Annotated in this window: 20 protein-coding genes; 9 read left to right on the forward strand and 11 right to left on the reverse strand. The window is 63.5% G+C overall.

Annotated features, from left to right (window positions below; translation table 11 throughout):
• Nucleotide 1: 1 nt before the first annotated feature.
• Nucleotides 2-1,201 carry an amidase gene (locus EJ078_RS20020; protein ID WP_127404245.1) on the reverse strand — a complete coding sequence of 400 codons (1,200 nt, stop codon included), beginning with the start codon at nt 1,199-1,201 and terminating at the stop codon, nt 2-4.
• A gap of 539 nt (nt 1,202-1,740) precedes the next feature.
• On the opposite strand from EJ078_RS20020, the gene odc2 reads away from it, so the two are divergent.
• The gene (odc2, locus tag EJ078_RS20025; RefSeq protein WP_127404246.1) at nt 1,741-2,874 is read left to right on the forward strand and encodes an ornithine/lysine decarboxylase; all 1,134 of its coding nucleotides are present in this window, start codon (nt 1,741-1,743) and stop codon (nt 2,872-2,874) included.
• Nucleotides 2,875-3,205: 331 nt separating this feature from the next.
• Nucleotides 3,206-3,700, forward strand: coding sequence for an N-acetyltransferase (locus EJ078_RS20030; RefSeq protein ID WP_127324524.1), 495 nt, complete (start codon nt 3,206-3,208; stop codon nt 3,698-3,700).
• Between the two features lie 81 nt (nt 3,701-3,781).
• Here the strand turns inward: EJ078_RS20030 and EJ078_RS20035 are convergent, their stop codons facing one another.
• The 4 genes from EJ078_RS20035 to EJ078_RS20050 all read right to left on the reverse strand — a co-directional run bounded on the left by EJ078_RS20035 (nt 3,782) and on the right by EJ078_RS20050 (nt 5,820).
• Complete coding sequence (locus EJ078_RS20035; protein ID WP_067002744.1) at nt 3,782-4,066, reverse strand: SCP2 sterol-binding domain-containing protein; 285 nt, start codon at nt 4,064-4,066, stop codon at nt 3,782-3,784.
• Nucleotides 4,067-4,263: 197 nt separating this feature from the next.
• Nucleotides 4,264-4,788 carry a hypothetical protein gene (locus EJ078_RS20040; protein WP_067002470.1) on the reverse strand — a complete coding sequence of 175 codons (525 nt, stop codon included), beginning with the start codon at nt 4,786-4,788 and terminating at the stop codon, nt 4,264-4,266.
• A gap of 31 nt (nt 4,789-4,819) precedes the next feature.
• On the reverse strand, nt 4,820-5,242 hold the full coding sequence (locus EJ078_RS20045; RefSeq protein WP_095800460.1) for a hypothetical protein: 423 nt from the start codon (nt 5,240-5,242) through the stop codon (nt 4,820-4,822).
• Nucleotides 5,243-5,250: 8 nt separating this feature from the next.
• Nucleotides 5,251-5,820 (reverse strand): rod-binding protein, encoded by a 570-nt coding sequence (locus EJ078_RS20050; protein WP_245458873.1) that lies wholly within the window; start codon nt 5,818-5,820, stop codon nt 5,251-5,253.
• Between the two features lie 352 nt (nt 5,821-6,172).
• On the opposite strand from EJ078_RS20050, the gene EJ078_RS20055 reads away from it, so the two are divergent.
• Nucleotides 6,173-6,760 carry a transglutaminase-like cysteine peptidase gene (locus EJ078_RS20055; protein WP_245458875.1) on the forward strand — a complete coding sequence of 196 codons (588 nt, stop codon included), beginning with the start codon at nt 6,173-6,175 and terminating at the stop codon, nt 6,758-6,760.
• Nucleotides 6,761-6,878: 118 nt separating this feature from the next.
• Here EJ078_RS20055 and EJ078_RS20060 read toward each other — a convergent pair whose 3' ends face one another.
• From EJ078_RS20060 to flhA, 3 genes are read right to left on the reverse strand one after another with little or no spacing between them, the layout of a single operon-like run.
• Nucleotides 6,879-7,262: a hypothetical protein gene (locus EJ078_RS20060; protein ID WP_127403680.1), complete on the reverse strand. Its 384-nt coding sequence runs from the start codon at nt 7,260-7,262 to the stop codon at nt 6,879-6,881.
• Nucleotides 7,263-7,267: 5 nt separating this feature from the next.
• Nucleotides 7,268-8,020, reverse strand: coding sequence for a flagellar biosynthetic protein FliR (gene fliR, locus EJ078_RS20065; RefSeq protein WP_067326000.1), 753 nt, complete (start codon nt 8,018-8,020; stop codon nt 7,268-7,270).
• Nucleotides 8,017-10,104, reverse strand: coding sequence for a flagellar biosynthesis protein FlhA (flhA, locus tag EJ078_RS20070; protein WP_067326003.1), 2,088 nt, complete (start codon nt 10,102-10,104; stop codon nt 8,017-8,019). Before flhA ends, fliR begins: the two co-directional genes overlap by 4 nt.
• Nucleotides 10,105-10,225: 121 nt before the next feature.
• On the opposite strand from flhA, the gene EJ078_RS20075 reads away from it, so the two are divergent.
• On the forward strand, nt 10,226-10,525 hold the full coding sequence (locus tag EJ078_RS20075; RefSeq protein WP_127240422.1) for a putative quinol monooxygenase: 300 nt from the start codon (nt 10,226-10,228) through the stop codon (nt 10,523-10,525).
• Here EJ078_RS20075 and EJ078_RS20080 read toward each other — a convergent pair.
• The gene (locus tag EJ078_RS20080) at nt 10,522-10,992 is read right to left on the reverse strand and encodes a MarR family transcriptional regulator (RefSeq protein ID WP_127403681.1); all 471 of its coding nucleotides are present in this window, start codon (nt 10,990-10,992) and stop codon (nt 10,522-10,524) included. The two genes, EJ078_RS20075 and EJ078_RS20080, sit on opposite strands and share 4 nt — an antisense overlap.
• Nucleotides 10,993-11,039: 47 nt before the next feature.
• Here EJ078_RS20080 and EJ078_RS30460 point away from each other — a divergent pair, with 47 nt between their 5' ends.
• The 3 genes from EJ078_RS30460 (at nt 11,040) to EJ078_RS20090 (ending at nt 13,882) form a co-directional block, all read left to right on the forward strand.
• A complete protein-coding gene (locus EJ078_RS30460) occupies nt 11,040-11,519 on the forward strand; it encodes an NAD(P)-binding oxidoreductase (RefSeq protein WP_245458877.1) in 480 nt (159 codons plus the stop codon).
• Between the two features lie 32 nt (nt 11,520-11,551).
• Nucleotides 11,552-11,779 carry a hypothetical protein gene (locus tag EJ078_RS30465; RefSeq protein WP_245458878.1) on the forward strand — a complete coding sequence of 76 codons (228 nt, stop codon included), beginning with the start codon at nt 11,552-11,554 and terminating at the stop codon, nt 11,777-11,779.
• A gap of 321 nt (nt 11,780-12,100) precedes the next feature.
• Nucleotides 12,101-13,882, forward strand: coding sequence for a chloride channel protein (locus EJ078_RS20090; protein WP_164757311.1), 1,782 nt, complete (start codon nt 12,101-12,103; stop codon nt 13,880-13,882).
• Nucleotides 13,883-13,890: 8 nt separating this feature from the next.
• Here the strand turns inward: EJ078_RS20090 and EJ078_RS20095 are convergent, their stop codons facing one another.
• Both EJ078_RS20095 and EJ078_RS20100 read right to left on the reverse strand, forming a co-directional pair.
• Nucleotides 13,891-15,915 carry a bifunctional diguanylate cyclase/phosphodiesterase gene (locus EJ078_RS20095; protein WP_127215263.1) on the reverse strand — a complete coding sequence of 675 codons (2,025 nt, stop codon included), beginning with the start codon at nt 15,913-15,915 and terminating at the stop codon, nt 13,891-13,893.
• A gap of 17 nt (nt 15,916-15,932) precedes the next feature.
• On the reverse strand, nt 15,933-16,433 hold the full coding sequence (locus EJ078_RS20100; protein WP_164750432.1) for a molybdopterin-dependent oxidoreductase: 501 nt from the start codon (nt 16,431-16,433) through the stop codon (nt 15,933-15,935).
• Between the two features lie 229 nt (nt 16,434-16,662).
• Between EJ078_RS20100 and EJ078_RS20105 the strand changes: the two genes are divergently transcribed.
• Entirely contained in the window at nt 16,663-17,328 is a 666-nt protein-coding gene (locus EJ078_RS20105) for an XRE family transcriptional regulator (protein WP_095781141.1), read from the forward strand.
• A gap of 37 nt (nt 17,329-17,365) precedes the next feature.
• Nucleotides 17,366-18,442, forward strand: a complete 1,077-nt coding sequence (locus EJ078_RS20110; protein WP_067326018.1) for an extracellular solute-binding protein — start codon at nt 17,366-17,368, stop codon at nt 18,440-18,442.
• The last annotated feature ends 6 nt before the right edge of the window (nt 18,443-18,448 follow it).

Here is an 18,448-nt window from a genome sequence, read left to right on the forward strand (position 1 = left end):
ATCAGACCTTTCGGGCCGCGTCGAGAATCGTGCGGCCGAGCCGTATCAGGGCGACGTCGCTGCCGGAAGGGCCGAGCAGCGACAGGCCGAAGGGCGCGCCGTCGACGGAACCGAGCGGCAAGGTGATCTGCGGGAAGCCCGACAACCCGGCCAGGCACAAAAGATGCAGCGCCCTCTCGCGATAGGCCTGGAACTGCTCCGGCGTGCTGGTCTTCAGTGGCGCTGCGCCCGGCACGGTCGGCAGAACAAGAAAGCCGCCGTTGCCGAGCAGCTTGCCGAACTCGAAACGGAAGGCTGCCCGACGCGCCGTTTCGGCTTCGACAGTCTTTGCATCGATCGTGCGGCCGAAGCCGAAACGCTCGTCGACACCTGGACCAAGCCCGTGATCGCCTGCCGAAATCCAGCCGCCATGCACCTGCCAGGCCTCGAAGGCCTGCAGCCGACGAAAGCACCAGTAGAGATCATCCGGGGAGGAGGCGAAGGCGTGTTCGGTTTCGGTCGGCTCGCCGACGACGGCTGCTGCCTGTGCCTTCATCCGCGCATATTCGGCGGCTTCCGTCGGCCCGGAAACAAAGGCATCGAGCCAGCCGATCGACAGCGGGCGGTTGAGCGGATGCTGGTGTGGATCGCGTCCGAGCAGAAGCTTGCCGACCAATTCGTAAGTTTCTATGTCGCCGGCGAACCAGCCGAAAGTGTCGAAGCTCGGCGCGAGCTTCATGGCGCCCTCGAGCGATATCCGGCCGTGACTGGTACGCAGCCCGATCAACCCGCAGAAGCTCGCCGGCGCGCGGATCGAGCCGCCGGTGTCGGAGCCGACGGCGATGTCGGCAAGGCCGCCGGCGACCGCGGCCGCCGAACCTGACGAGGAGCCGCCGGTCACGCGATCCGGAGCGGCTGCGTTCACCGGAAACGGGAAATGCGAATTCTGGCCGAACAGCGAGAAGGCGAGCTCGTCGGTTTGCGTCTTGCCGACGAATCGCGCACCGGCATCGAGAATCAACTGCACGGCCTCGGCCGTACGCGCGGCGGCGTGAGCCTGTTCGAACTTGCGCGGGTTGCCGCAGCCGGTGCGATAGCCGGCGACGTCATAGATGTCCTTCACGGCCAGGCGCAGGCCGGCCAGCGGGCCAAATTCCGCATTGGCCACGGGCATTTGGCGCAGATCGAGGAAGGCGTTGAGAGGGCCGTGGGTGCCTGGCATTGTTCGATTTCCGAATACGGTCCACAAACATTGTTCGATGCCGCAATTTTTACAACCGGCGCTGACGATTTTTATTGATTGTGAAACCCTTCGCTCTTATATCGCGCTTGCCCAAAGTCGCACGTGCCTGTGGGTGTCCGCCGATCCTCGAATGGTGAGGGCAATCGGTAAGGTAACTGGAGCCAACCCCTCCAGTCGGTCAGTGGCCAACCACAAGACCGAGGACACCTTGAAGCAACGACGGTGCGGGCCTTTCTGGTGTCTGCCGGTCGTCCAAAGACCGGGGTTACTGAAGAGGCACACCTTCATTGCCGGCAGTGCGGACGGGTCCTCCCATCCAAGCCAAGGCAGACAAAGCGAACCGAGGCCGGGCAAGGCCAGGTTCACCGCCGCGAGACGGCGATCCGTGGTTCCGGGGTCTCCACCGGCTGGTTCCATGGATTTTCCGTCCCGCCTTTGTCCACCGCGAGTTCGCGAGGCCGAGCGCCCGCGTCCCGCAGCCTTCGTGCGCGCCGAAAGGCGCAGATGGAGAGACCTCGATGGCCAGCCAGCGCATCCTTGACTTTCTCGCCACCCGACGTCCGAATGGCCCCTGCCTCGTCGTCGACCTCGATGTCGTGCGCGACAATTTCCGCGCCTTCGAGAAGGCGTTGCCCGATTCCAAGATCTACTATGCGGTGAAAGCAAACCCGGCGCCGGAGATCCTGCGCCTGCTTGCTGCGATGGGCTCGTCCTTCGACACCGCATCGGTTGCCGAGGTCGAGATGGCGATGGATGCCGGCGCGCCGGCGGATCGCATTTCCTTCGGCAACACCATCAAGAAGGAGCGCGACATTGCGCGCGCCTACCAGCTCGGCATCCGCCTCTACGCCGTGGATTGCGTTGAGGAGGTCGAGAAGATCGCCCGCGCCGCCCCGGGCTCGCGCGTGTTCTGCCGCGTGCTCACCGACGGCGAGGGTGCCGAATGGCCGCTGTCGCGCAAGTTCGGCTGCGTGCCGGCAATGGCGGTGAATGTGCTGCGACATGCCAAGGCGCTCGGCCTCGACGCTTATGGCGTGTCGTTCCATGTCGGCTCGCAGCAGACCGATCTCTCGGCCTGGGACCGCGCGCTGGGCGATGCCAAGAAGGTGTTCGCCACGCTCGCCGAGGAAGGCATCGTCTTGAAGATGGTCAACATGGGCGGCGGTTTCCCGACCCGTTACCTGAAGGACGTGCCGGCGGCGCAGGCCTATGGCCAGGCGATCTTCTCGGCGCTGCGCAGGCATTTCGGCAACGCGCTGCCCGAGACGATCATCGAGCCGGGCCGCGGCATGGTCGGCAATGCCGGCGTCATCAAGTCGGAAGTCGTGCTGATCTCGAAGAAGGCCGACAATGACAATGTGCGCTGGGTGTTCCTCGACATCGGCAAGTTCGGGGGCCTAGCGGAAACCATGGACGAGGCGATCCGCTATCCGATCGTGACGCCGCGCGACGGATCGGAGACCGCACCCTGCGTGCTCGCCGGCCCGACCTGCGATTCGGCCGATGTGCTCTACGAGAAGACGCCTTATCCCCTGCCTCTGTCGCTCACCATCGGCGATGAGGTGCTGATCGAAGGTACTGGCGCCTACACGACCACCTATTCGTCGGTCGCCTTCAACGGCTTCGAGCCTCTCCGATCCTACGTGATCTGAAGGCGCGAGCCTTCAGATCAACCGGCGTGGGCGACATCGCCCGCCGGGGCTCGCTTGTGGAACAGATCTCCGCTCGTGAAGGATCGCGGAAATGGACTTTGCAGATTTCATCATTGAGGGCGCCGCGCGCCGGGTCTCCCCCCTCGAGGGGGAGATGGCCGCGCAGCGGTCAGAGGGGGGCGTCGCGCGTGGAGCGCCAGCGCCGCTTCTCGTCACGCTGGGCGCCGGTATTAGATGCGCAACGACCCCCTCTGTCGCCTTTGGCGACATCTCCCGCTCGAGGGGGGAGATTGCGCCGGCCTTCGTCATCGTTGCCGAAGGCATCGGTGATATGCAGGCGCGCGAAGCGCTGCTCGACCGCGCCATGGGGCCGAAGCGCAGGAAGAAGTCGTCCGAGAAACTGCGGCGTGGCCGCCGGCCGTCGGAAGGCCTGGCCTTTGTCGCGCGCGACCCGTCGGGCGCGCTCGTCGGTACGGTTCGGCTGTGGGACGTGACGCTGGGCGAGGGTGGTCCGGCAGCGCTCCTGCTTGGGCCGCTGGCAGTCGAGCCGGGCCTGAGGAGCGGCGGCATCGGCTCGGCGCTGATGCGGCACGCGATCGCCGAGGCTGCGCGGCTCGGTCACGGCGCGATCCTGCTCGTCGGCGATGCACCCTATTATGGGCGGTTCGGTTTTTCGGCCGACCGCACCGGCTCGCTCGCCATGCCTGGGCCCTATGAGCGGCACCGCCTGCTGGCGCTCGAGCTGAAGGAGGGCTCGCTCGACGGGACCGCGGGCACGATCAAGGCCGCCGGCCGCAAGGTCAAGGCGCTGGATTTCGTCGCCTGACTGTCGGAGGCATTACCGATGCGGCGCCGCGCGTTCAAAAACGCGGCGCCACATCGCTCTTCTAAAATAGTTGGCTGGCGGTCAGCCGAGCAACTGGCTGAGCGCCATGGCGACCGTCATGTCGCCCTCGACCTTCAGCTTGCCGGCCATGAAGGCCATGGTCGGGTTGAGGTCGCCGGCGATCAGCGAATCGAGATCGTCGAGCGAGAGCTTGATCGTGCAGTCGGTCGGGGCGTCGGCGGTCGAGACGGTCGCGCCGTCGATCACGATGACGCCGTCGCTGCCAGTGTCGAACTTGACCGAATGCTCGAAGCCGGCGCTTGCCACGCGCGACCTGATCTTGTCGGCAATCTCCTGAACGCCCATGGCGGTTCTCCTCGTTTGGTTGCGTTTGACGCGCATCGGCCTTGGCCGCTGGGCGAAGCGCCGCGTCGCGCGGCAGCGTGACGACAGCCATCGGCGCATATAGCTTCGGGTTGACGTTTACGTCAACGTGGCTGCCATGCGGCATGTCGCATCACCAGACGAGGGTGTGAACCCGCCAGTCGATCGCCGAGAGCCGATCAATGCTCCGGCTGGAACGGCTTGGTCATCGCTTGCGCGGTCTCGCCGGCAGTCTTGCGGCGGCGGATGGCGTTGTCGCGGATTTCGTCCTTGGACAGGAAGTTGACCTGGTCGATCAGCACGTCATGCACCAGCTCGACGCCGACGCGGGCGTTGACGGTCTCGCGGATCGCTTTGCGGAAAGCATCGAGATCGATCGTGTCCTTCTTGGTGAAATCGATCTGCGGATTGGAATAGAGGTAGGAATAGACCTGATCGGTAATGATCGCCGGCGCCGGGATCGACAGTTTCTTTATCTGATCCGGCTCCACCGTGTAGACGAGTTTGGTGAGAAAATAGCCGTCGATTTTGGCATCGCGGACGAGCGGTACCGAAATGATGTCGGTCTTGACGTAGTCGAGACCGCCCAGCATCGGCTTCGGCGGCTCACCGACGCCGCGCTCGCCCGCCGCCTGGAACGAATAAAACACCGCGCCGAGGGTTACGGCGCAGATCCAAAGCGCTGCGGCGAGGAATTTGATCACCGAATCCTACCTTGCTCCGCAGTCATCTCATTCAAGCCCGGGCATATCCGAATTCGCCTGCCGAGTAGGTGCCGTCGGCATCGGCGCGCTGGATGGCGTTCTTCAACAGCGTGGCGACCTCGTTGACGGCATTGAGATGGGCAAGAATAGCCGCCTCGTTCTTTGCCAGCTTCTGGCGCAGCCGCGCCAGCCCTTCGCGATGCTGCTCGAGGAACTCGATCTCATTGGCGCCCTTCAGCGCGCGGGTCAGTTCGTAGAGATAGCGGCTCTTGCGGGCATTCGAGGCCTTAAGGTCGTAGCTGGTGCCGCTGCGGATACCCGCCGTCTCCTCGTCCACCGCCTCCTCGATCCGGCCAATGATGGCGGCGAGGTTGCCAGGCCGTGCAGATGCCATCGGTGCTTCCGCGGCGGTGGTTCGTGCAGGCAGGTTGGAAAGGTCCGTTTGGTCGGCCATGTAGGTCCCTAGATCTTGATGTCCGTTTTTATGGTTGTGTCGTCACCGGTCATAGACCGGGCGGCCTTGCGCTCGAGCTCGTCGACCAGGGAGGTCGAAAGCCTGGTCTGCTGGTCGATCTCGGCTTTCTCCGGTCCGCCCCCAACGGACCCGACCGGCACCTTGTGTTTGCCGTCCAGATAATGGTCGGCAAGCATCGATCCCGCGATGCCGATCCCGCCATGCGCGGCCATGACATCGGCTACCTTTTCGGCAAGCTGCGATTTCCACATGTCGCCGGCCAGACCCTTGCCGTAAACGCCCTCGGTGTCCTTAGGCATCATATTCTGGATAAAAGTGGTCAGCACCATCGCCTCGAAGCGCTGGAACTTTTTAGCCGGATTTGCCGCTTCGGCCTTGTCGGCAGCGGCGCGCGAGAGCACCGAGCCCGCATTGACCGAGGCAGTCTGGTCGATCGAGAAGGTCTCCCCGGCACCGCCGGCCCGCCTCACGAGTGCTGCCCGCGCGGCCTCGACGTCGGCCGGCTCCGCCGCACGGGCGACGTCCATCACGATGTCGCTGGGAGGTGAAATCGCCAAGAAAGCACTGCCTTTTGCCGGTTTTGTCCGCTGCACAATGACGCAACAAGCTTGTGGCAGGCTTGCGGGATGGCGAGGTGCAGTGCAGCCCGCTTCAAGCGGCGGCGCGCCCGCCGCCAGGGAGTCACCTCATCGATCGATCGTTCGGCCGAGTTTGCGGACGTTCGGTCTGCGCGGTTCCTCTTCAGCAAATATCCGAACCCGTCCGTAGCTTCGTACAAGCTCAAATCTTATTTTAGCAGGTATTAATATTTTAACGGCGTTGCCCCGCCGCCGGCGCAATTCGGGGTTTGAAAACGACTAATTAACCCCGCCCCCTCATCCTCGAGACCACGCCTTGGAGACGTTGATCGTGAAAAGCGATGTCGTGCTGATCGCATTTCTGCTGTCGGTTGCCAGCCCATTTGCCGCCCAGGCCGGAACGGCGATGCAAACCAAAGGCAAGGCGTTCCCACCGCCGGCCTTCTATTCGTTCTGCAGCCACCAACCCAGCCTCTGCAGCACGGCCGGCGGAACAAAGGTCGTGGCCCTGCGGCCTCAGCTCAGCGCGCAATTGAACGAGATCAACCTTTCGGTCAATTCACGCATTACCGAGGTCAGTGATCGAGCCGTTGTCGGCAAGAACGACGACTGGCGCGTGCCGACCGTGTCCGGCGATTGCGAGGATATCGCGATACTGAAGAAGCTCGAACTGATGAAGCGCGGCTGGCCGGCCTCGGCGCTGCTGTTGACCGTGGCAAGCTATCACGGCGAGGGACACACGGTGCTGACGGTGCGCACCAACGAGGGCGACCTGGTGCTCGACAACCTCACCAGCGCGGTCCGTGATTGGTCCAGCACGCCCTACAACTATTTCGCCCGGCAGGCGCAGGGCAATGGCAGGCGCTGGGAGCGGATCGGGGCGGCCAAGTCGGTCGGCACGACGGCGACCGGCATCTGACAGCCTCGTTCGCCGCGCGCCGGATCCACCGCTCTATCTCCTTGGTTTGACGCAAGTCCGGACGGGAGGCCACGGCGACGTCGCCGAGCCCAACCGTTTCATGCTTTTCCTGATTGCCCTAGTCATGTCCCCGCTTCTGGGCAATGAGGTCCAGCCGCTCGCGGTCTGAGCGTTCGCGCTCGTCGCGGCGGCGAGCGTCCCTATAGGCGCGCTCGACCATGTTGGTCCGCGCGGTCGCGGCGGCGATCAACGTCGCCTCCTCCCGGGCGCTTTCAAGATTCTGTTTTTGTTGGCCGAGCGCGTTCGCAATCCGGCGATGGTAAAGTTCCGGGAACAGGCTGGCCAGCGAGCTGTCAGCGTCGAAATGCCCGATGAGTTCCTTTGCTTCCGATTCGGCCGCCGCGGCCGCGGAGAGGAAGCCCGCATGACGAGTTTCGTGCACCGCCTTCAACTGCTCCTGCACCTTGACCAACTTCTTCAGTCTGTCCTTGCGCGAGGCCATCGCGGCTACCTCGCTAGCGTCAGGTCGACAAAGCCGTCGACGAACAACGACAGCAAGGTGCCGATGGCAAAGTAGAAGATGATCAGCCCGCCGGCGATGACGAAGGGCAGCGAGATGAAATACACCGGGATCTGCGGCGTCAGCTTGTTGACGAAGCCGATCGTCAAATTGACCAGAATGGCGTAGGCGACGAAGGGACTGCCGAGCCGGATGACCAGGAAGAAGGCGTCCGACACCGTGTCGGTGACGTCGACCAGCGCCGCCTGCGGGTTGAAGAATACATTGACCGGAGCAACCGTGTAGGAGGCGACCAGCGCGCGCACGATCTCGTGGTCGAAGTCGAAGACGAAAAGCAGGAGCAGCGCCGAGAACGAGATGATGGCGGCAAGCGCAGCCTGCGGCTCCGGCTCCTCGATCGCCGGGCCGCCTGAGCCGCCATAGCCGATCATCATGGCGATGGCCGAGCCCATGAAGCGCAGCGCTTCCATATAGAGCCTGGTCATGGCGCCGATCAGCCCGCCGACCAGAAGCTCGGAAACGATCATCGGCACCAGAACCTGCGGGCGCGGGTCGACATAGGGATAGATGCGGTCCCAGAGGAATGCGAGCAGGCCGCCGGTGGCGGCGATCGACACAAACAGCCGGACCTGGAGAGGCACGCGGGCGCTCGACAGGCCGGGCATCAGCATGAAACAGGCGCCGATGCGGCAGAAGGCGAGGAAGGCGGCGATGACGACGCCTTGCGAGAGCGCGTTCACGAGATCGTTCCGAGCACCTTGATCTCGACGCCCTTGGCGATCTCGACGTGGCTGAGCACGGGCAGCGTGGTGAACAGCCGCTCGATGATCATGCGCACATAAGGCCGCGCGTCCGGCGCGGTGACCAGCACGAAGCGCTCGCCGGCTTCGAGATGCTTGCGGATCGCCTTGGTGGCGTCCTGGCCGAATTCCTCGAGCTGGCGCGGATCGATGTCGAACTCGCGCACCTCGCCCTTGGCGTCCCGCTTGAGGCTCTGGTGAAAGGCGAGGTCCCATCGGTTGCCGAGGCGCAGCACCTTGAGCATGCCGCCCTCGGAGAGATCGCCGCAGATCTGCTGCGCCATGCGGATGCGGACATGCTCGACGATCTGCTCGGTGCGGCGCACATGCGGCGCGATCTCGGCGATGGCCTCGATGATCAGGTGCAGGTTGCGGATTGAGACACGCTCGGCAAGCAGAAGCTTCAGCACCGCCTGCAGGCCGGGATAGGAGATGTGCGAGGTGCAGATCTCGTCGGCGAGCTTGCGGTATTCGGGGTCCAGCCGCTCGAGCAGCGCCTTCATGTCCTTGTAGGACAGAAGCTGCGGCAGGTTGTTGCGGATCACCTCGGAGAGGTGGGTGAGCAGCACCGACATGTTGTCGGCAAAGGTGTAGTTCTCGCGCTTCAGATCTTCGGCGAAGGTTTCCAGCACCGAATAGGCGCGCATGCCGAAGGCCGGCTCGCGGATTTCCTCACCGGGGATGTCGGGCACGCCGCGGGTGCCAAGCAGCACCATGATTTCGCCGACGCGCATCTGGTATTCGGCAACGACGGTGCCGTGGACCTTGATCTGATAGCTCTTCGGCGGGATGGCGAAGTCGTCGGCGACGCGCACCTCCGGCACCACGAACCCATATTGCTGGGCGAATTTCTTGCGCATCTTCGACATGCGGAACACCAGCTCCTGATGTGCGACCAGCAGCCTGGTCGAGAGCTGCTTGCCGATCAGCAGCTCGATCTCGGCAGTCGCAAGCGAGGCCTTGACCGAATTCTTCTCCTCCTCGACCTTGTCGGCCTTCTCCTTGTTCTTCTGCGCTTCGGCTGCCGCCAGCGCGCGGTTGTGGCGCAGCGGGATGACGTAGCCGAGGCCGGCCATGGCGCCGGCAAGGGCAAAGAACGGGAATAGCGGCAGACCGGGCATAAGGCCGAGGATGACGAGCAGCGAGGCCGCGACATAGAGCGCGCGCGGATGCGCGCCGAGCTGGCCGAACACCGCCTGATTGGCGGAGCCCCGCGTGCCGCCCTTGGAGACGAGCATGCCGGCGGCGAGCGAGACGATGAGGGCCGGGATCTGGGTGACGAGGCCGTCGCCGACCGACAGCTTGATGAAGACGTCGGCCGCCTGGCCGAGGCCCATGCCGTGGCGCAGATAGCCGATGGCGATGCCGCCGACGATGTTGATGGCGGTGATGATGAGGCCGGCGATGGCGTCGCCGCGCACGAATTTCGACGCGCCGTCCATCGAGCCGAAGAAGGAGGATTCTTCTTCCAATTCGCGGCGGCGAAGCTGCGCCGTCTTCTCGTCGATCATTCCGGCGGAAAGGTCGGCGTCGATCGACATCTGCTTGCCGGGGATGGCGTCGAGGGTGAAGCGCGCACCGACTTCGGCGATGCGGGTGGCGCCCTTGGTGATGACGATGAAGTTCACCACGATCAGGATCATGAAGACGATGAGGCCGATGACGAAGTCGCTCGACATCACCAGCTTCGAGAAACCCGAGATGACGTAACCGGCGGCATGCGTACCCTCATTGCCATGCGACAGGATCATGCGCGTGGTGGCGATGTTGAGCGAGAGCCTGAGCATCGTGGCGATGAGCAGCACGGTCGGGAAGGAGGAGAAATCCAGCGGCCGCTGGATCCAGAGCGCCACCATCAGGATCAGCACCGAGAGCGCGATCGAGAAGGCAAGGCCGATATCGATGAGAAAGGCCGGGATCGGCAGGAACAGCACCGCCAGGATGACGACGATGCCGAGCGCGAAGAAAACGTCGCGGCCGTTCTTGGCCGCCAGGCCGGACGGGATTGTTTCGCTGATCGCCATATCGTCCTCGAATCCAGACTTGCCCAGCGCAAAGGCAGGCTCCCGACCTTAACCGGTCAAGCTTGCGCGAAGGTGGGAGAGGGGCTACGGGATTTGAGCCGGCTGGCGAAAGGAAAGGCGCATGCTCCTCATCATCGGCACGATTCGGCTGCCACCCGACAGGCTCGAGCAGGCAAGGCCGGCGATGGGACGAATGATTTCAGCGAGTCGCGCCGAAGCCGGCTGCCTCGCATATTCCTATGCGCAGGATGTTCTCGATCCCGGCCTGATCCATGTCTCGGAAGCCTGGCGGGATCGTGCGGCGCTCGAGGCGCATTTCAAGTCAGCGCATATAGCCGAATGGCGCGCGAGCTGGGCGGAACTCGGCATTGGGGATCGGAAGCTGGCGCTCTATGAAGCGGGCGGGGGTGCTGCGATCTAACCGGCCGCGCCCGCGATCGCGACGGCGACCAGCCAGCGCCGGACGGCGCGCTCTTCGTTGGCCGAAAGTGCGGCGGTCAGCTCGCGTTCAAGCCGCTGCACCCGCTCGCGACATTTCTTCAGCAAGGCACGGCCGCTGTCGCTAAGATCAAGGTGCTGGATGCGCCCGTGCACCGCATGCGGCCTGCGGACCACGGAACCGGCCTTTTCCAGATTGCCGACGATCACGCTCACCGTCTGCGGCGTCAGCACCGCGAGCCGGGCGAGGTCGGCATTGGAGATGCCTGGATAGGCCGACAGCATGGTCAGCGTCGCGAATTGCGGCTGCGTGACGCCGAACTCATCCAGCGCCCGCTCGACCCGCAGCCTGTAGGCGCCGGCGGCCTGGCGCAGCAGGTAGCCGAGATAACCTTCCTCGCCGCGCTTGCCTTTGCCAGGGGCCGGAATTTCCGGTTTCTGCTTGCGCACGATGTAAGAGCTCTTATATGTTGTTCGAACTCTGATATTATCGCAAGATGGAATGGAAGACGATGGGCTATCGCATCTTTCTTGCTGGTGGTTCCGGCGCGATCGGCCGCCGCCTGATCCCGCAACTGGTCGCTGCCGGCCATCAGGTAGCTGCGACAACGCGCCGGGCCGAGAAGGCCGAGGAGCTCCGCGCGATCGGGGCCAGCCCGGTGGTGATCGATGTGTTCGATGCCGGCGACCTGCTTGCGGCGGTCGCCGAGGTGAAGCCGGAGGTCGTGATCCATCAGCTTACCGATCTGCCGGCCGGACTCGATCCCAACAAGATGGGCGAGGCCATCATCGGAAACGCGCGCGTCCGCGACGAGGGGACCCGCAATCTGGTCGAGGCCGCGGCGTCGGCCGGCGCCCGTCGCCTGATCGCGCAGAGCATCGCCTGGGCCTATGCGCCCGGACCCGAGCCGCATGCCGAAACCGATCCGCTCGACAGCGGGCGGAAGGCGGCCGCGGCATCAGCGTCGGCGGCGTGATCGCGCTCGAACGCCAGGTTCTCGAGGAGCCCATGACGGGCATCGTGCTGCGCTATGGGCATCTCTACGGGCCTGGTACCGGAGCCGACGCTGCCGCCGACCCGGCGCTGCATGTCGATGCCGCCGCTTATGCGGTGCTGCTTGCCGTCGAGCGCGGTGCGCCGGGCGCCTTCAACATCGCCGAGCCGAACGGCCATGTCGCGACCGACAAGGCGGTCAGCGAACTCGGCTGGCGGCCCGACTTCCATCTGGCTGTGTGAGGCAGACGGAGGAATTGCCGCCAAAGGACAGACCTGGTTCGAGCCGCCGGGCACGGTGCATCGTTCGCGGAGAAGGCGAGCGCAATGGAGCCGGCGGAGCTGCTGGCGACCTTCGTCGCGAGGGACGATTGCGGGCCGCTGACCATCTTCGATCAGTGACATTTTCCCGTTCTCGCAGCGAGGGTAGCCGGCCCAACCGTCGCTAATCGACGCAACGCCAAAATGGCGCCACAAGGGGTCGGCATTGCGGTTGCCACTCCATGCCGTCGGGCGTATCAGGCGCGGCAGCATCCATCCTCCGCATACCGGCGAGCCGCTCCGTTGCCTGCCATAGACGAACCGCAAGTCTACGCCCGCCGGCTTCGGGCGGTGCTGATCAATTCCATTCCCGTGCTCGAGGCGCGCGGCATCGTCATTGTGCTGATGGCGGGGATGGTCGGCATGATCGCGGGCGCCCTGGTCACCGGCATGAGCGCGCTGGTGCAAGCCATGCACTTCCTGCTCTTTGACGTGCAGCCGGGCGGGCGTCTTTCAGCGATGTTTTCGCTGGCCAGTCCGGTGCAGGCGATGTTTCCGGCGATCGGGGGACTGCTGCTCGGCCTTTCGGTGATCTGGCTGAGAAGGCGGAAGTTCAGAACGCCTGTCGACCCGATCGAAGCCAACGCGCTCTACGGTGGGCGCATGTCGCTCACCGATACGTTCATCATTGTCGGCCAGACCATGATCTCCAGCGGCTTCGGCGCCTCGGTCGGTCTGGAAGCTGGCTATACGCAGGTTGGTTCCGGCATCGCCTCGCGGCTGGCGCGCGCCTTCCGGCTGCGCCGCAACGACGTGCGAATCCTGGTCGGCTGCGGCGCCGCCGGCGCGATCGCTGCCGCCTTCGACGCGCCGTTGACGGGTGCCTTCTACGGCTTCGAACTGGTCATCGGCATCTACTCGGTGGCCAATGTGGCGCCGGTCATGACGGCGGCGATCGCCGCCTCGCTGACGGCTGAGATGTTCGGCGGCGTGCCGTTTCCACTGGAACTTTCCGGCCTGCCGACGCTGACCGCCAGCCAGTATGTGCCGTTCCTGCTGCTGGGACTGCTCGGCGGGGCGGCGTCCATCGCAATCATGCATCTGGTAAGCCTTATCGAGCGCGTCTTTGTGCGGCTGGCGATCGACGCTTCCGTCAGACCTTTCATCGGCGGCATCGTTGTCGGGCTGCTCGGGCTGGTCACGCCGCAGGTGCTGTCCAGCGGACACGGCGCGCTCCACCGCGAGTTCGCCATGAACTACGCGCTTCCCGTGGTGGCCAGCGTCTTCGTGCTGAAGCTTGCTGCCTCGGCGATCTCGCTCGGCTCCGGTTTCCGGGGCGGTCTGTTCTTCGCCTCGCTGTTTCTGGGGGCGCTGCTCGGCAAGGTCTTTGCCGGCGTCATGGTGATGGCCGCGCCCTCAACCGCGCTCGATCCGGCGGTCGCCGCCGTCGTCGGCATGACCTCGCTTGCCGTCGGTGTCGTCGGCGGCCCGCTGACCATGACTTTTCTCGCGCTGGAATCGACGCGGGACCTGACGCTCACCGGCGTGGTGCTGGCAGCGTCGATCATGTCGGCCATCCTGGTGCGCGAGACCTTCGGCTACTCCTTCTCGACCTGGCGCTTCCATCTGCGCGGCGAGACGATCCGCAGCGCCCACGACGTCGGCTGGATGCGCAGCCTCAATGTCGGGTCGATGATGCGCAAGGACGTCCGTACTATCGCTGCTTCGATTACCTTGGCCGAGTTCCGCAAGGAGATCCCGCTCGGCTCGGCGCAGCGCGTCATCGCCGTCGAAGGGGGCCGGCACTATGTCGGCGTGCTGCTCGTGGCCGAACTGCACAGCGACCTCTCAGACGGCGAGACTCCGGTGCAGGCGCTCGCGCAGTTCAAGGATGCGGTGCTGGTGCCGTCGATGAACGTCCAGTCCGCCGCCGAGACCTTTCAGCGCGCCGGCGCTGAAGAGCTAGCGGTCGTTGAGGATTTCGACGACCGCATCGTGCTTGGCCTGCTCACTGAAAGCCATCTGATGCGGCGCTACGCCGAGGAGCTGGACAAGGCGCGGAGGGATCTTTCCGGCGAGGGCTGAGCCCTGATTTAATCGGCGGTCTTGCGGCCCTGCTTGGCGACTTTCCGCAGCATGGATGGGCCCAAGCGAAGAGACTCGGCTCGAGCTTTTCCATCTGTTTTGGCGCCACCCTGCCTTGCGACGAGATAGTTGGTCATCAACCTTGCCTCAACAGGCTCCGACATAAAGAACCCTTGTGCGCCGTGACAGTGTTCGTGGATCAGAAAGTCGAGTTGGGCTTCGTTCTCCACCCCTTCCGCAACAACGGTCAGGCCTAGCGAATTGGCCAGCGCGATGATGCCTCGGACCACGTTCTGTTTCTTCGTGGAGGAAGCCAGATCGCTGAGGAACGAGCGATCGATCTTCAATTGGTTCAAGTCGAAATCGGCAAGGTATCCGAAGCTCGCATAACCTGACCCAAAATCGTCGAGTGCCAGGCTCACTCCGAGGTTTCTAATCTTGCCGATACTCTCCAGGGCATTGCGGCTGTTCTGCATGAATATCCCTTCAGTGATCTCCAACTGCAGACGCGATGGAAGCAACCCCGTTTGCCGCAGCGTCTCGGTGAGATGCGTCAGATAGGCATCGGTCTGGAGGCTTCTTCCGGAGACGTTGACCGAGCAGATGAACTCTTCGGTGGAAATAGGCATCCATCGGGCGGCTTGCTCGCAAGCCTTGCCCAGAACCATCTTGTCGAGTTCCAGTATCAGCTCACTTCGTTCCGCGATCGGAATGAACGATGCCGGCGCACGAACCGCTCCCGAGACCGGGTCGTGCCAGCGGACCAGCGCCTCGGCCCCGATCATGCGGCCGGTCGCCAGCTCGAACTGGGATTGCCAGACCAGGAAGAACTCGTCGCAATTGAGGGCCCGCTTGATGGCCGCTTCTTCACCGAGCTGCATGTCGATCTGACTGAGGATCGCGGGCGAAAACGTCACGAAACCGGACCGCCCTTCAGCCTTTGCCGTGTAGAGAGCGTTATCGGCACTGTGCAGCAACGTGGAAATGTCGGAACCGTGCTGAGGGAAACATGCCATGCCGATGCTGGCGCCAATGCGCACCTGATGGCCCTCCAACTCTGCGAACCTGTTCAGCCGTTCGCGCAGACGTTGCCCCAAATTGTCATGATCATTCCGATCGGCAATAGCCATGATGGCGAATTCGTCGCCGCCCAATCGCACGGCGGCTACGTCGCCGGGCCGCTCGACCGACTGAAGGACCTCGGCAACCGCCTTCAGCAGCAGATCGCCGACGTGATGGCCGAAGGTGTCGTTCACGCTCTTGAAATGGTCGAGATCGATCAGGAGCAGCTGAAGCTGCCTACCGGTCTCCCTCGCCCGGTCCAGCATGGCGTCCCTGTTGGCTGCCATCCAGGCACGATTCTTCAGTCCGGTGGTCGCATCGCGCCAGGCGAGAAATTCCAGCTTCTTTATCGTTTCCCGGCGCCCGATGAACAGAACCGCCGTCCCGATTGCCAGCAGCGACAGGATCGTCAAAGCAAAGGCTATCTGATAGTTGAACCGATTCAGGCTGACTTCCGACGCATAGAGATCGGCGTTAACGCCCTCGCCGTATTTGTAGTACTCGTCGTTCATCCGGCCGACGATCTGCTCGAGTTCCAGACCCAGTTCCTTCAAGCGCTGCTGATCGAACGGGAGTCCCGCCGCGATTACGGCGTCGAGCCGCGTTACCGCGTCGTTCACGCGCGGCACGATGCCTGCATATGCGGGAATTGCGCTGATCGTTTCGCCGCCGTCGATCCGCGTGAAGCGGATGTAGACCAGGTCGTTTGCAGCGGCCAGATGATCGAGGCTCGCCTGAGAGTTGGGCGCGACCTCAGCGAGCGAGATCATATCCCTCAGGTGGGTCACGTCGCGTATGGCAATATGGAATTCGCGGATGGCGAAGAATCCGAACCGGGGCAGCGAAGACTCGATCTTGCTGATACTGACAAACAGCATGACGATGAGGATTGCGGAACCGATCGCCGCCAGCCCTATGGCACTGCCATAGGTAAGCGGAATTCGCCAGCCTCTCAGTCGAGATCCCACCATGGAGGCCTACCAGCCGGTCAGTTGTCGGACTCGATCGTCTTGATCAGCCAAATCCATCGCGGTTTGCGGATCGGCGTGTCGAAGGCGGGGAAGTCCTTGAGAGGATAGACCAAGCGGGTCGGACCTTGTGTTCGTCGGGTGAGCAACTCCCCGTCCTGGCGCGTCGCGAGAAGCAGAGGACCTTCCGTCCAATCCTCGTGCGGAATCACCTGCACGTAATCGTCCGCGGCCCTTAGAGTGACGGAATCCCTATCCGCCAATCCCACGGACTTGAGCACGTCTCGGAACAGGACGCCTTCAAACGTCAATTGCCCTTGCTCGAAAGGACTTGTGGTGATGACCTTATAGAGGCCGAGCTTTTCCAACTGCCGCAGCGTGAGCGGGATCTGCTTGCCGTCCTTCTGAACGGTGAAAGCTACGGAGTCTGGCGGCTCCGGATAGCTGGCCGGTTCCAACGCCCCTGCAGTCAGAGTGCCGATCGCCAAGACAGCCAGCATCAGCAGGCTGCGCATGAGCATCAACGGTCCTTTTCTTAGCCAGGATGACATATCGCGATCCCTTCCCGCTCAGCTGACCGACAATGGTCCTTGCTGTACGACATCTTGCCGGCCGACATTCGATACTGCCGTTGAATGCTTAATTTTTGGTCGGCTTCCGTTCCCCGCGATGGGATCGTGGAAATGGCATCCACCCCTATTGCCAGCTGTACAGTGGTACTGTACAAGGTGTTAAGTGGAGGAAAACGGGATGCGCGAGGCTTCGGAGGACGGCCAGGCTCCGGCGGCGATCGGTGCCGGCACGGCTGCAGCTCATGCGCAGCAGGTGCTGGGCGTGCGGCTCAAGGCCCTGCGCCTCGCTCGCCGTCTATCATTGCGTGACCTCGCGGAAGCGACCGGAACGAGCGCCAGCTTCATCAGCCAGCTTGAGCGCGGGCTGACCGGCGCCAGTACTGCCTCGCTCAACCAGATGGCTTCGGCGTTGGGCGTGAGCGTCGCGATGCTGTTCGAGGAAAGCGCGACACAGAACCATGGCGTGCTCCGGCGCAGCGAGCGGCCAAGCCTTCCGCCCAGCAACGGCTGCCGTAAGATGCTGCTTTCCCGCCCGCCGCTGAGCGACATGGAGGTCTATGTCGGCGAGTTCGATATCGGCGGCTCGACCGGCTCCGCGCTTTACACGCATGGCGACGCGCAGGAGATGCTGATCGTCCTTCGCGGTGTCGTCGAGGTCTCTCTTGGCGACGCCCGCCACGTCCTCGAAGAAGGCGACAGCATCGAATACGCGACATCGACACCACATCGCAGCGAGAACATCGGCAGTGGTCGGGCCGAGGTGATGTGGATCATCGCACCGCCGACCTCGGCACGCGCCGAGCTCGATCAATACAAGCCCTGGAAACCGCTCGCGGCCAGGTAGTCCGATTAAACGCGGGCATAATGGGAGAGTCAGAGTTATGTTGAAGTCGAAACTTGCAGGTCTTGGCGCCGTGCTGGCGCTCGGAATGCTGACAACCACCGCCTTCGCACAGGAAAAGCCTGTCGCGGGCGAGGTGAAGGAAGGCTCGCTCAAGGGCAAGACCCTGACCTTCGTCTCCTATGGCGGCATCTATCAGGATGGCCAGGTAGCGGCGCTGAAGGAGTTCGTCGAGAAGTCCGGCGTCAAGCTGCTCAATGACGGGCCGACCGAGATCGCCAAGCTGCAGGCCCAGGTCGAATCCGGCAACGTCACCTGGGACGTGGTCGATACCGGCGATCTGCCGCCTTACGTCCATTGCGGAAAGCTGTTCCAGAAGCTCGATCTCTCGAAGCTCGACGTCTCGAAGATACCCGAAGGACAGGTCGGCGAGTGCTCGGTTCCGGCGATGAACTACGGCGTCGTGCTGATGTACAATAAGGAGAAGTACAAAGATAACCCGCCCAAGAACTGGGCTGACTTCTTCGACACCGAAAAGTTCCCCGGCGTGCGCGCCCTGGACGGATCCGGCGATCCGACCGGTGGCCTGCTCGAACAGGCCTTCAAGGTGGCGGGCGGCGATCCGAAGGCGATGACCGCTGCCGACATCGACAAAGCCATCGACGTGATTCGCAAGCTCGGCCCGGACACGATCTACTGGAAGACGGGCGCTGAATCGCAGCAGCTCGCGGAGTCCGGCGAAGCCGACATGCTGATGATGTGGACCGGCCGCGCCATGACGGCGGTCAAGAACGGCGCCAAATACGCGCCCGCCTGGCAGGACTGGCTGGTGGTGATGGACCAGATGACTATCCCCGTCGGTGTCAAGGATACGGATGCCGCCTATGCGCTGCTGAATGCCTATCTCGGCAAGCAGGCGCAGGAGATTCTCACGCAGCAGACCTCCTACACGCCGATCAACAACGATGCGAAGCCGAAGGTTGACGAGTCGGTCGCAGCTTTCCTGACCAACACGCCCGAGCGCCAGAAGCAAGGCTACAAGCAGAACATCAAGTTCTGGGTCGAGAACTTCCCGGTCGCGCAGGAGAAGTGGTCCGCGCTGATGGCCGGCAACTGAGCTGAC

The organism is Mesorhizobium sp. M1A.F.Ca.IN.022.06.1.1 (assembly GCF_003952605.1).
Lineage (GTDB): Bacteria > Pseudomonadota > Alphaproteobacteria > Rhizobiales > Rhizobiaceae > Mesorhizobium.